Below are 12056 nucleotides of genomic sequence, written 5' to 3'. Positions count from 1 at the left end.
GCGCTGATGCCGTGCTTGCGGGCCACCAGCGATACGCTCATGCCCGGCTCGTACGTTTCCTTGACCAGCGCAGCCTTTTCCTGCACTGACCAGCGGCGGCGTCGCTCTTCGGACACCATCACGACTTCGATGGTTTGGTTGTTCCTAGTCATACTCACAGTCATATTCCCATCCGTTAGGATACAGCATCGACTGTGTCTGGTGAATCAAGGGGCTATCTCATGACAGCTTGCGACGTCAACTCGAGCGGAGCCGCCTGTATGCTGCAGAGAACAACCTCGACTTCCAGGAAGCGACATACGAAGACCTAGGCATATCGGCGTTCGACCGCTCAAATCTTACGAAAGGTGCACTGAAGGCATTCATTACGGCCGTCGAGACCGGGAATATTTCCCGTGGCTCCTACCTTCTGGTCGAGAATTTAGACCGTTTATCACGTGCAGACGTCATGGACGCGATGGAGCTTGTCACCCGGCTTGTAAGGCTAGGTGTCAAGGTCGTCTCTCTGGATTTGCGACAAGTCCTTGATGAGGAGACCATTAAGGACCCTTTGGTCATGATGATGGTCATGATGAACTTCGTTCGCGCCAACGAAGAATCGGCAACAAAGGCAACCAGGGTGGCGAAGTCTCACGCACGCAAGCGCAAATGCAAGGACCCGTTCGCCTACGGACAGGGCCCCGGTTGGTTGCGTCCGAATGCGGATAAATCCGGATGGGAAAAAATTCCTGAGAAAGTTGAAAGCGTGCAGAAGGTGTTCGCGTATAGCGCTAACGGCTTCGGTGCAACGGCCATAGCTCGCATTGCTAATAGTGAGGGGTGGCCTGTTCCAGGAACGGCAGCAGACTGGCACAAAACTTTACCGAATAAGTTGCTGCATAACCGACGAGTCTTAGGGGAATTTGAGCCCCACATTAAGACGGACGGTAAACGGGTACCGACAGGGGAGCTTTGGGCCGACTATTACCCCAGAATCATCGATGAAACGCTGTTTAATGCGGCCAGCGCCGCCGCAAACCGCCGCCGCCATCTCCCTAAACGTCGTGACGGCGGATACCACAATATTTTCCAGGGGATGCTGCAATGCGGATTGTGTGGTGCTACGCTGGCTAGAAAGGCTAAGACAAGCTCTCGTAATAGTGTTGGATACGCCCTTTACACCTGTAGTAACGTTTTCTATGTTGGCCATCTCCCTTTAAGAATCACTTATGGCACAATGATTTATATACGACAACAATCTTCCTCGGGTACCATTCCGGTTTTTCATCAAAGCCGGTCACACTGCGACTCGGGGTATGACAGTCGCTAATTCCCAAATCGACTATATCGACTTCATGATTACGGCCCCAACTGAACCTCCTCTCCAGCAAGTTGCGTCTGACTTGTTCCGGGACTTTAAAGGAGATGAAATCGGTGGCCGGCATGCCATCCGTGGTTTCAGCTTTCAGGTGTGGCATGCGGTGCTGGAAGCACTCCGCGCGCACCGCACCGGTGACGACTATGCAGTTGTACTTGAGTGGCAGCAGGATGTCGCCGTTCTGGACTCATCTTTAGCGCCGACCGGGGTCCGGTTCGTGCAGCTGAAGAAACACGAGGCATCGACCCATTGGAAGCTTAATCACCTCATTGCCTCTCCGAAAGGTAAGGATGAGGATGCGCAAACTGAGGCAGATGAAGGCGATACCTCCGGGGCCGGTGGAGCCGAGACGGTGCCCCCCCTTGAGCCAGCCAAAAGCGGGAAGGCGGCGAAGGCAAAGGCGCCCAAGAAGCCGAAGCCGTCTATCTTGGCCAAGCTCTACGCACATCGCCGTCGCTTCAAAACCTTAGGAAAGTCGCGTCTGGAGTTCTCCTCCGACGCGCAGTTTGAAATGCCAGATGGCACGGGCACAAACTCACTGCATAGTAGTGTTGAGCTTTCGGACGCCGATTCGTCAGTTCAACAGGCCATCGAAGCGAAGCTGAGAGAACAGCTGGGCCTTGACCCGGCTGAGCCAGTGGACTTGTCCGATTTCGCCTTGGTAGTAAGCGACTGCCCAGTGAACGAGCCACACAAATATTTGGCCGGTGAGCTCGCTGAAATGCAGCTCGAGTCGGAGTTGAACCTCAGCGGCTCCGCTACCATTCTCGCGGTCCTAATAATCGCTTCGTACGTAAACCTCAGGGCCGGCAGCACTCGACACGCAAAAAATTTTGCGGAGCTGTTGGACCGTGCGGTCACGCGGGGCGATATTGACCTTTATCTGGCTGCGGCCGACGAAGAATCGGTGTCAGCGCGAGAGCTGGTGGAAGAAGTTATCGAGCGGCTGAACATCGAGGCGGCACCGTTCGCGCTGGTCAAAAACATGAAGAGGCAGGTAGTGCGGGCATGTATGGAAATCACGAACCGTGCAGGCCCGGTGCCGGTTGTAACTGCGCATCTTAAAGCGCTATACGAATTGAATTCGGAATACGACTCTCTACCCCAGGTTAGCAATATATTCTCCGCTTGGTACGAGGACTTCCAGCTGTTGCAGTTAAGCGAGGCTCGCCCTTACAGCCGCGAGTACATTTACTGTCTAATGTCCATGATTATTCAAAATGCAAACCCCACAAAACAACTACCATCTGTTCCGGCTGGTCCGCAATCTGAGGACTCGCAATGAGGCAAACCGTCACCTATCACGAACTCTGGCTGGTATCCGAAAGGGACGAGAGCGGCCGATTCCTGAAGTTCAATCCCCGCAAGAACCTGCTAGCGGGAACGAATGAAACAGGCAAGTCTCGTATCCTGAAGCACCTCGTTTGGGCGCTCGGCGGCGAACCATCCACGCGCATCGCTGGAAACTGGGATGTCAATGTCGCTGCAAGCGTAGTCCTAAGTATCGAACAGAAGCGGTTCACGTTCCTGCGTATGGGACGTGACCAGCGCGCCGCCTTCAACGCTGAAGGCAAGCTCCTGCTCGCTACGGAAAATGCTCAAACTTGGGCGAGGTTTTTTGCTGACACATTCGAGTTCCCCTTGAAGTTGCAGCGCCATCAGGAGGGGGCGTTTGCGTTGGCAGGACCTGAGTATGCGCTGCTGCCGTTCTACATCGACCAAGAGGGCGGCTGGGCAAGGAAATGGGGAAACTTCTTGCGACTGTCCCAGTTTGCACGGTGGGAGCCAGTTGTTTTCGAATCCTTCCTAGGCCTGCGGCCGCAGCGGTACTTTGATGCTCAGCTCACGCGTGACGAACTCGTCTTCAAGCTGCGCGAACTGCGGCTGCAAGCCAAGGTGCAGGCGACCGCCTATCAGCACGTCAAAGCAATGCTGCCTGCGTCTGATGCGATGCTTGACGAAAGCGTGTTCGCAGAAGAGCTGCAACAGGTTGCCAGCCAGGTCGAGGTCCTTGTCGATGACGAGAACCAGGTCCGCAACGATTTATTCTCCATCGCCCAAGAGCGGCAGGAGCTTACTGGCCAACTCCAGCTCGCAGCCCGGGCAGAGCAGGACTTGGTGGAGGACTTGGCGTATCTGTCCAAGTATCCCGATGACGAACAGTTGAGCTGCCCAACATGCGGCCAGGCGCACGGCTTGTCCTTCCGAGCGAAAGTGGAACTCGCCTCAGACGCGAACGACGCACATCAACTGTTCTTAACCATACGCGGCCAGCTGGACAAGTTGAGTAAGCGTGAGGAAGGCCTGCGCAACAAGCTCGCTAGCGTCACCAAACAAATGGAGAGCCTGCGCGTTTCGACGGAGAGGCAACCGGGGCAGGGTGGCATCGCTGAAATCGTCGCCGCAAAAAGCTTGGCTACCATTGAAGAGGCATACGGGCAGACACGCCGGCAACTTGCGGACTCCATTGATGAACTCGATGAAAGCCGAACCGAGCTTCAGGCTGAACTCGACGCGTTGACGGATGCTGAGCGGGTGAAAGAGGTGCGGGCCTTTTACAAGGCAGCAGTGAAATCATGCGCTGACCGTCTCGGTATCGATAAGGCGGAAATTGCCTCTGTCAAAATCGGAGCACGGCCAGCGATGGGCGCTGGTAGCTCGGGTCCTCGAGTCTACCTGGCGATGCACATGGCAATGCTGGAGACCAACGCAAAGTACGGCAATGGGCCGCGTTTCCCCTTTATTGTCGATACTCCTCGTCAGCAAGGATTGGATGACCCGAATACAGGGCGGCTCCTTAGCGCGGTCTACAACCATGCAGAAGCAGAGCAGATTTTTATTGCAAATGAATCTGTGCCCGCCGACTGGACGCCTCCACAGGACTGCACTGTTCAAACCTTCACGGAAAAACGCCATTTTCTGCGTGAAGACGAATATCGCGCTGGGGTTGAGCAGTTAGCGCCCTTAGTTGAAGCAATGCGTGATGCTATTGCAGCCGAGCGTGAACGCGTTGTGGAGATAGATGCGGAAAGCGAAGTTGTTGAACTGGCGGCTCAAGACGACGCCGGCGACTCTGACGAGGATGACGACTAATAGCGAGCCCGTGCTTTCCAAGCGTCTGCTTAGAAAGTGGCGAGGCTTGGTCATCCATGCACGATACCCCACCTGTTTCCACGTATTCGAGAAGGGGATTCAGGTAGGCGCCGTCGCGCGCTCCAGTTCATCCAGCCATCGAATAGCTTGTACCTGGCTGGACCCGCACATTTCTTCCGATGGCTGCAACCCGCCACAAAACGCCGGCCGCTCCGGCTTACCAAAGATGCGGCAACGATTGTTGTCCGCCAGCTGAATACACCTGATACCCGCTGGTTTTCCATCAGGCATTCCAGGAATCGGACTGGTAATCGAAGGGGCGATGCAGCACGCCCCGCAGTTGTCGCGGCAGTTCATGGCATCTCTTTAGTTGACAACCGGCTTCCCGCCGGGCATGCCGGGAATCGGGCTGGTGATGGAAGGCGCGGTGCAGCAGGCGCCGCAGTTGTCTCTGCACTGCATGGGTAGGATGGGTGGACAAGGCAGGGCGGCAGTATACCGCCGTCGCGGCCGAAGCGGGCGCGTCACCCGCCGTTTTCCTGCTACGTTGCATCCATCGCACATCCACCCGCAGGAGGTCCCATGTCCAGTCCCCTCAAACCCCTGGACCGCCAGGTCGTCGTGATCACGGGCGGATCGAGCGGCATCGGCCTGGCCACCGCACAGGAAGCCGCCAGGCAGGGCGCCAGGCTGGTGCTGGCCGCGCGCGGCGCCGACGTGCTCGAGGCCGTCGTCCACGGGCTGGTCGAGGACGGCTTCGAGGCGATTGCCGTCGTCGCCGACGTGGCCGTGCGCGCCGACGTCGAGCGCATCGCCCGGGTCGCGATCGAGCGCTACGGCCGCATCGACACCTGGGTCAACAATGCCGGAGGCACCATCTACGGCCGCCTCGACCAGGTGAGCGAGGAAGACAGCCGGCGCCTGTTCGACATCAACTTCTGGGGCATGGTGCACGGCTCGCTGGTGGCGCTGCCCTACCTGAAGCACCAGGGCGGCGCCCTGATCAACCTCGGCAGCGAGGCCTCCGAGCTGGCGATCCCGATGCAGGGCATGTACTCGGCCAGCAAGCATGCCGTCAAGGGTTTTACCGACGCGCTGCGCATCGAGGTCGAGCACATGGACGAGGCGCCGGTATCGATCACCCTCATCGAGCCGACCGCCGTCGACACGCCGCTGCCCCAGCACGCGCGTAATTACATGGACCGCGAACCGAAGCTCCCCTCGCCCCAGGTCGATCCGCACGAGGTGGCGGCCGCCATCCTGCACGCCGCCGTGGTGCCGATGCGGACGGTGCGCGTGGGAATCATGGCCCAGCTCGACGTCATGATGGAGAAGATCGCGCCCGGCGTGGTCGACCGCCTGTCAGTGTTCCAGGTGCCGCGCCAGCAGCAGGACGGACCGCCGCGCAACCCCGACGGTGCCCTGTACGCGTCGCGCGCCAACGGCCGCATCTATGGCCCCGGGGCGAGCTGAAGGAATGATGTAAATACCTGTTTATATTGACAGTTTCGGTGTTCAAGGATCGCTTGACTGCCTTGCAAGCCCCGTCTATATTCTTGACTCTTTCAGTTGGGTTCTAGGCAGAAATATGCAATGTCCTCTCGACAGCAAGCCACGGTGGGCGCGCCGGAAGGATGCTCGTCCTCACGAACTCCTTGCTGCCGCCATTGACATGTTCGTCGAGCGCGGTTTCGCCGCTACCCGCCTGGAAGACGTGGCGCGCCGCGCCGGCGTCTCCAAGGGCACCCTCTATCTCTACTATACGAACAAGGAAGAGCTGTTCAAGGCGGTGGTGCGCGAGAGCATCCTGCCCTTCCTCGGCGAGGCCGAGCTGTCGGTCGCCGGGTTCGACGGCCACAGCGCCGACCTGCTGCGCAGCGTCGTCAAGAACTGGTCGAGCCAGATCGGCCAGAGCAAGGCCTCCGGCCTGGGCAAGCTGATGCTCGCCGAGGCCGTCAATTTCCCGGAGCTGGCGAAGTTCTACCGCGACGAGGTCATGAGCCGGACCACGCGCATGATTTCGAGCATTATCGAGCGCGGCGTCAGCCGGGGCGACTTCCGTGGCGTCGATGTCGCGCAGATGACCCGGGTGCTGATCGCGCCGATGATGATGCTCAATGTATGGAAGCACTCGGCCGTCGCGCCCTGCGAATGCAGCGAACTGCAGCCCCAGGCCTTCCTCGACAATCTGCTCGATCTCACTTTGCACGGCCTGCTGCCCCGCGCCGCCTGAGCCGCCTGAGCCGGGCGTTTACGCCTGCGCGCCATTTTCCTGGCGTTCAACCCCTCCAAACTGCAGACTGTCGCAATTTCCCCTGGTCCCGGGTAGCCCATCGCTAAGATGTGCGTCCTGAGGCCGTTCAACGATAAAATATCGGATTATTTATTTTTCCACTGAGAACTCAGATGAATATCGAACAAGCCCGCTTCAACATGATCGAACAGCAGATCCGCCCGTGGAACGTGCTCGACCAGGACGTGCTGGACCTGCTGCACGTCGTCAAGCGCGAAGGGTTCGTGCCGGCTGCGTACCAGAACCTGGCGTTTGCCGACGTCGAGATCCCGCTGTCGGGCGGCGAAGCGATGTTCACCCCGAAGGTCGAAGCACGCATCGTGCAAGAAATGGCGGTGAAGAAGCATGAGAACGTCCTCGAAATCGGCGCCGGTTCGGGCTACATGGCGGCACTGCTGGCGCACAAGGCGCGCCACGTGACCACCGTGGAGATCCAGCCGGAAGCCGCCAAGCTGGCGCGCGAGAACCTGGCGCGCGCCGGTGTCGACAACGTGACCGTGGAAGAAGGCAATGGCGCCAGCGGCTGGGACAAGGGCGCGCCCTACGACCTGGTCGTGGTGTCGGGCGGCCTGCCGGTGCTGCCGGAAGGCTTGCTGAAGTCGGTGAAGGTGGGCGGCCGCATCGGCGTGATCCTGGGCGACGCGCCGGCGATGAGCTTCAACATCGTCACCCGCACGTCGGAAACCGGACATGAGACGGTCAAGCTGTTCGAGACCAATGTGAAGCTGCTGGCTGGCGCCCAGGCGCCGTCGCGCTTCCAGTTCTGAGGCGCCGATGCAGCACATTACCGCACCGGAACTGGCGGCCCGGCTTGCCGATCCGGCAGCCGAGCAGCCGCTGCTGCTGGACGTGCGCGAGAACTGGGAATTCGCCACCTGCCACATCGCAGGCTCGACCCAGATCCCGATGCACCTGGTGCCGATCCGTGCCGGGGAATTGCCGGATGACCGCGAAATCGTGTGCATCTGTCATCACGGGGCGCGCAGCATGCAGGTAGCGAGCTTCCTTGAACGGAACGGATTTGACAACGTAACGAATTTGACGGGCGGGGTACACGCCTGGGCCGTGCAGGTCGATCCTTCGATGCCGAAGTATTGACTTGAATCCAAACTTTTGATGACTCCTGTGGAGAATGTGATGCAGAAACCCCTTCTTGCCGTGCTGGTTGCCAGCGCTTTCTTTTCGCTCAATGCCAGCGCGGCCGATCTGATCCAGGTGTACCAGCAGGCGCTGGCCAATGACGCGGCCTTCGCGAGCGCGCGTGCGTTGGCCGCCGCCGGCAGGGAACGGATCAACCAGGGGCGTGCGGGCTTGCTCCCGACGGTCGGCATCACTGGCAGCAGCGTCAAGAACGACCGTGACGGTTCGCCCTGGAACGAGGGCCAGCCGACCACCAACCCGATCACTGGCCAGCCGGGCACGGTGCTGGGCTCCGCCAGCAACGAGCGCACCACCGAGTACACCATCGCTCTGTCCCAGCCGCTGTTCCGCTGGGATCGCTGGCAAACCTACCAGCAGAGCAAGCTGCAGCAGGCCATCGCCGAGGCGCAGTTTGCCCAGGCCCAGCAAGACCTGATCACCCGCGTGGCGCAGGCCTACTTCGACGTGCTGGCAGCCCAGGACAAGCTGGAATCGATCCGCGCCCAGAAGACCGCGGTGACCGAGCAGCTGGCGTCGGCCAAGCGCAACTTCGAAGTCGGTACCCAGACCATCACCGACACCCACGAGGCGCAGGCGGCCTATGACCTGGTCATCGCCCAGGAATTCGCGGCGGTGAACGATCTCGACAACAAGCGCAACTCCCTGCAGGCGATCATCGGCGCGGAGCCGGGCGGCCTGGCCCCGCTCAAGACCGGCATCACCCTGGCGCCGCCGTCGCCCGCCAACGTCGACCCGTGGGTGTCGTCGGCCGAGAACCAGAACTACGGCGTGACCGTGTCGCAGCTGCAGGTGGAAATCGCCAAGCGCGAGATCTCGCGCACCCGCGCCGGCCACTACCCGACCCTCGACCTGGTGGCCAGCAGCTCGCGCAGCGACACCAGCGGCCGTGTCAACAACATGTCGGGCGTCAACCGTAATAGCGGCATCGGCGTGCAGTTCAGCGTGCCGATCTTCAGCGGCTTCGGCGTCACCAGCCGCGTGCGCGAAACCATCGCGCTGGAAGACAAGGCCCGCAACGACCTGGAAGCGAACCGCCGCCAGGCCGCGCTGCTGGCGCGCCAGTCCTACCTCGGCGTGAACAGCGGCATGGCCCAGGTCAAGGCGCTGGAAGCGGCCGAAGTGTCGAGCCAGTCGGCGCTGGAATCGAACAAGCTGGGTTACCAGGTGGGCGTGCGCATCAACATCGACGTGTTGAACGCGCAGCGCCAGCTGTTCCAGACCCGCACCGACCTGTCGCGCGCACGCTACGACACCATCCTGAACGGCCTGCGCCTGAAGGCGGCCGCAGGCTCGCTGCGCGAGTCGGACCTGGCAGCGGTGAACAACCTGCTGGCAAAGTAATCGCCGCGCAGGCCCGTCCTGCCTGACGATTGTAAAAAGCCCGAACCATGCGGTTCGGGCTTTTGTTTTTCCGGATTGCGCTAACTCATTGATTGCACGTCAAAATAGTTGACGCACGACAAGTAGCGACTGGGCGAATTTTTTTGCAAAGCTGATAAACTGGCAACGTTAACGTGCCTTCAATGGTAGTGCGGAAGAGGCCGCCAGCCATGGATGCCACAGCCAGCTTCCGTCCAGTTCATCCCTAAGGAAAAACAACATGCAAAAGAACATCGCGATTGTCGGCGCCGGTTTTTCCGGGGCTGTCATTGCCAACCAGCTCGCCAAGGCTGGCTACACCGTCGAGATCTTCGAATCGCGTCCTCACATTGCGGGTAACTGCCACTCGGAGCGCGATGCCGAAACCGGTGTCATGGTGCACATCTACGGTCCGCACATCTTCCATACCGATATCGAACGCGTCTGGGAATTCGTCAACCGCTACAGTCGCTTCATGCCTTATGTGAACCGCGTGAAGGCGATCACCAACGGCGCCGTGTACACGCTGCCGATCAACCTGCTCACCATCAACCAGTTCTTCGGCAAGACCTTCCGTCCCGCCGAGGCCCAGGAATTCCTCGCTTCGCTCGGCGACAAGTCGATCGAGAACCCGGTGACCTTCGAAGACCAGGCGCTGCGCTTCGTCGGCCGCGAGTTGTACGAAGCCTTCTTCAAGACCTATACGGTCAAGCAGTGGGGCATGCAGCCGACCGAACTGCCGGCCAGCATCCTCAAGCGCCTGCCGGTGCGCTTCAACTACGACGACAACTACTTCGCGCACAAGTACCAGGGCATGCCGGAAGACGGCTATACCGCGCTGGTCGAGAAGATCATGGACGTGCCGGGCATCACCCTGCACCTGAACACGAAGTTCGACCCGGCTAACAAGGGCGACTACGCGCACGTGTTCTACAGCGGCCCGATCGACGCCTGGTTCAAGCATTCCGAAGGCCGCCTGCCGTACCGCACGCTCGATTTCGAGGTGTTCCGCGATACCGGCGACTACCAGGGCAACGCCGTCATCAACTACTGCGACAACGCCCAGCCGTATACCCGCATCACCGAGCACAAGCATTTCTCGCCCTGGGAAAAGCACGAGAAGACCCTGATGTACAAGGAATTCAGCCGCCAGTGCGAAGAAAAGGACATCCCGTACTACCCGATCCGCCAGGCGCGCGACAAGGAGCAGCTCGAACGCTACGTGAACGTGGCGCGCGAGGAGCCGAACGTGACCTTCGTGGGCCGCCTCGGCACCTACCGCTACCTGGACATGGACGTGACCATCAACGAAGCGCTCGCCACCGCCGACAAGTTCCTCGAATGCGCCAAGGACAAGGCACGCATGCCGGCCTTCGTGATCGATCCGCTGGCCTGAGTCTTCATTCAGGCGTGAAAGAAAACGGGCGGCAAGGTATTCCCTTGCCGCCCGTTCGCCGTCAGGCCCTTTTTCTTAGCTGCTCAGGCCGGCGCCGGCCGCATGGTCCTTACGCTCGATGAGCTCGACCTTGTAGCCGTCCGGGTCGGTGATGAAGGCGATCACGGTGCTGCCGCCCTTGACCGGGCCCGGCTCGCGCGTGATGTTGCCGCCCAGCGAGCGTACATTGTCGCAGGTGGCGTAGATGTCTTCGGTCGAGAGGGCGATATGGCCGTAGGCGCTGCCCATGTCGTAGCGGTCGACGCCGTAGTTGTAGGTCAGCTCGAGTTCGGCGTGCTCCGGGTTGCTGCCGTAGCCGAGGAAGGCGAGCTTGTACTTGTACTCGGGATTGTCGCTGGTGCGCAGCAGCTTCATGCCGAGCACCTTGGTGTAGAAGTCGATGGAACGCTCCAGGTCGCCGACGCGGAGCATGGTGTGGAGGATGCGCATGAGGATGTCCTTCAGGTGAGGCGGAAAGCGGCCATTCTATGCGCTGGCCGCGATTTCTGCCGGACGCTGCCCCGTAACGGCAGCGTCCAGGCGCACCTCAGTTTTCCAGCCGCGACGTCATCGTGATGTTCGCGTTCAGCAGCTTCGACACCGGGCAGTTTTCCTTGGCGGTGTTGGCCGCCTTGTCGAAGGCTTCCTGGCTCGCGCCGGGAATCCGCGCCACCAGGTCGAGGTGCACGGCCGTGATCGAGAAGCCGCCTTCGACCTTCTCCATCGAGACGGTCGCGGTGGTGCGCAGTTCCTCGGCCGTCATGCCGGCCTGGCCCAGCTGGCCCGACAGCGCCATCGTGAAGCAGCCTGCGTGGGCTGCGCCGATCAGTTCTTCCGGGTTGGTGCCCGGGCCGTCCTCGAAGCGGGTATTGAACCCGTACTGGGCGTCTTTCAGCACGCCGCTCGCGGTCGAGACCGCGCCCTTGCCGTCCTTCAGGCCGCCGCTCCAGACGGCGCTGCCATTGCGTTTGATGGTCATCGTTGTTCCTTAGAGGTTGTTCTTGTCTGATTCGTCATTGGTGGAGTCGTGCCGGCGCATCGAGCGGTTGGCGTCCGGCAGGGGATTGGCCTGGCCGGTGGCGCCTGCCGCCGGATCGACAGCCTGCTCGAGGTCGCCCTCGCCGTTGGTGCCGTACATGTCGGTGTTCACCAGCCCTTGCGCCATGTCTTCGGCGGCCTGCTTGATGATGCCGCGCGGTTCCTGGTCTTGCGCGTCCGGCGTTTCGTCGCGCTCGTGCGGCTGGCGCTTGACGTCGTCACCCGCTTCGATGGGCGCCTTCGTGTTGACGAAGCGGTCTTTGGTTTCAGTAACCATGTTGATCTCCTTGCATGTCTTTGGATGCATCGTAACCTTGCAC

The 12056-nt window shown here is 60.4% G+C and carries 13 protein-coding genes and 1 pseudogene; 9 read left to right on the top strand and 5 right to left on the bottom strand.

From position 1 onward, the window contains the following. The coding region (locus AC56KL_RS15265; RefSeq protein ID WP_497181013.1) for a transposase at positions 1-152 on the bottom strand (152 nt) is incomplete at its 3' end. Positions 153-229: 77 nt separating this feature from the next. Between AC56KL_RS15265 and AC56KL_RS15260 the strand changes: the two genes are divergently transcribed. From AC56KL_RS15260 to AC56KL_RS15250, 3 genes are read left to right on the top strand one after another with little or no spacing between them, the layout of a single operon-like run. Then, positions 230-1309, top strand: a complete 1080-nt coding sequence (locus tag AC56KL_RS15260) for a recombinase family protein (RefSeq protein WP_497181004.1) — start codon at positions 230-232, stop codon at positions 1307-1309. Beyond that, a complete protein-coding gene (locus tag AC56KL_RS15255; protein ID WP_497181003.1) occupies positions 1296-2642 on the top strand; it encodes a dsDNA nuclease domain-containing protein in 1347 nt (448 codons plus the stop codon). The genes AC56KL_RS15260 and AC56KL_RS15255 overlap by 14 nt, the downstream gene beginning before the upstream one ends. Next, the gene (locus AC56KL_RS15250) at positions 2639-4450 is read left to right on the top strand and encodes an ATP-binding protein (RefSeq protein ID WP_497181002.1); all 1812 of its coding nucleotides are present in this window, start codon (positions 2639-2641) and stop codon (positions 4448-4450) included. The genes AC56KL_RS15255 and AC56KL_RS15250 overlap by 4 nt, the downstream gene beginning before the upstream one ends. Before the next feature lie 99 nt (positions 4451-4549). On the opposite strand, the gene AC56KL_RS15245 is transcribed toward AC56KL_RS15250, so the two are convergent. Continuing rightward, positions 4550-4807 (bottom strand): YkgJ family cysteine cluster protein, encoded by a 258-nt coding sequence (locus AC56KL_RS15245; RefSeq protein ID WP_497181001.1) that lies wholly within the window; start codon positions 4805-4807, stop codon positions 4550-4552. Positions 4808-5032: 225 nt separating this feature from the next. Here AC56KL_RS15245 and AC56KL_RS15240 point away from each other — a divergent pair, with 225 nt between their 5' ends. The 6 genes and pseudogenes from AC56KL_RS15240 to glf form a co-directional block, all read left to right on the top strand. Further along, positions 5033-5923, top strand: a complete 891-nt coding sequence (locus tag AC56KL_RS15240; protein WP_497181000.1) for an SDR family oxidoreductase — start codon at positions 5033-5035, stop codon at positions 5921-5923. A gap of 115 nt (positions 5924-6038) precedes the next feature. Next, positions 6039-6683, top strand: a complete 645-nt coding sequence (locus tag AC56KL_RS15235; RefSeq protein ID WP_497180999.1) for a TetR/AcrR family transcriptional regulator — start codon at positions 6039-6041, stop codon at positions 6681-6683. Between the two features lie 173 nt (positions 6684-6856). Further along, positions 6857-7510, top strand: a complete 654-nt coding sequence (locus AC56KL_RS15230) for a protein-L-isoaspartate O-methyltransferase family protein (protein WP_497180998.1) — start codon at positions 6857-6859, stop codon at positions 7508-7510. Positions 7511-7517: 7 nt separating this feature from the next. Next, entirely contained in the window at positions 7518-7841 is a 324-nt protein-coding gene (locus AC56KL_RS15225; RefSeq protein ID WP_497180997.1) for a rhodanese-like domain-containing protein, read from the top strand. 39 nt (positions 7842-7880) lie between these two features. Further along, entirely contained in the window at positions 7881-9245 is a 1365-nt protein-coding gene (locus AC56KL_RS15220) for a TolC family outer membrane protein (protein ID WP_497180996.1), read from the top strand. 223 nt (positions 9246-9468) lie between these two features. Further along, positions 9469-10659 (top strand): annotated as a pseudogene (gene glf / locus AC56KL_RS15215) (UDP-galactopyranose mutase); the annotation flags it as partial. A gap of 75 nt (positions 10660-10734) precedes the next feature. On the opposite strand, the gene gloA reads toward glf, so the two are convergent. The 3 genes from gloA to AC56KL_RS15200 all read right to left on the bottom strand — a co-directional run bounded on the left by gloA (position 10735) and on the right by AC56KL_RS15200 (position 12013). Then, positions 10735-11148, bottom strand: coding sequence for a lactoylglutathione lyase (gene gloA, locus AC56KL_RS15210; protein WP_497180995.1), 414 nt, complete (start codon positions 11146-11148; stop codon positions 10735-10737). Positions 11149-11245: 97 nt separating this feature from the next. Further along, positions 11246-11677 (bottom strand): OsmC family protein, encoded by a 432-nt coding sequence (locus tag AC56KL_RS15205; RefSeq protein ID WP_497180994.1) that lies wholly within the window; start codon positions 11675-11677, stop codon positions 11246-11248. Positions 11678-11686: 9 nt separating this feature from the next. Then, positions 11687-12013 (bottom strand): hypothetical protein, encoded by a 327-nt coding sequence (locus AC56KL_RS15200; RefSeq protein ID WP_497180993.1) that lies wholly within the window; start codon positions 12011-12013, stop codon positions 11687-11689. Positions 12014-12056 lie beyond the last annotated feature (43 nt).

This window comes from Telluria sp. ZB4P34, from assembly GCF_059686055.1.
This window is presented reverse-complemented; position numbering and strand designations above follow the sequence as displayed.

Coding starts and splice junctions, on each gene's coding strand:
- AC56KL_RS15250 (WP_497181002.1), top strand. CDS start 2,639: ATGAGGCAAACCGTCACCTATCACGAACTCTGGCTGGTATCCGAAAGG.
- AC56KL_RS15245 (WP_497181001.1), bottom strand. CDS start 4,807: ATGAACTGCCGCGACAACTGCGGGGCGTGCTGCATCGCCCCTTCGATT.
- AC56KL_RS15205 (WP_497180994.1), bottom strand. CDS start 11,677: ATGACCATCAAACGCAATGGCAGCGCCGTCTGGAGCGGCGGCCTGAAG.
- gloA (WP_497180995.1), bottom strand. CDS start 11,148: ATGCGCATCCTCCACACCATGCTCCGCGTCGGCGACCTGGAGCGTTCC.
- AC56KL_RS15220 (WP_497180996.1), top strand. CDS start 7,881: ATGCAGAAACCCCTTCTTGCCGTGCTGGTTGCCAGCGCTTTCTTTTCG.
- AC56KL_RS15255 (WP_497181003.1), top strand. CDS start 1,296: ATGACAGTCGCTAATTCCCAAATCGACTATATCGACTTCATGATTACG.
- AC56KL_RS15230 (WP_497180998.1), top strand. CDS start 6,857: ATGAATATCGAACAAGCCCGCTTCAACATGATCGAACAGCAGATCCGC.
- AC56KL_RS15240 (WP_497181000.1), top strand. CDS start 5,033: ATGTCCAGTCCCCTCAAACCCCTGGACCGCCAGGTCGTCGTGATCACG.
- AC56KL_RS15225 (WP_497180997.1), top strand. CDS start 7,518: ATGCAGCACATTACCGCACCGGAACTGGCGGCCCGGCTTGCCGATCCG.
- AC56KL_RS15235 (WP_497180999.1), top strand. CDS start 6,039: ATGCAATGTCCTCTCGACAGCAAGCCACGGTGGGCGCGCCGGAAGGAT.
- AC56KL_RS15200 (WP_497180993.1), bottom strand. CDS start 12,013: ATGGTTACTGAAACCAAAGACCGCTTCGTCAACACGAAGGCGCCCATC.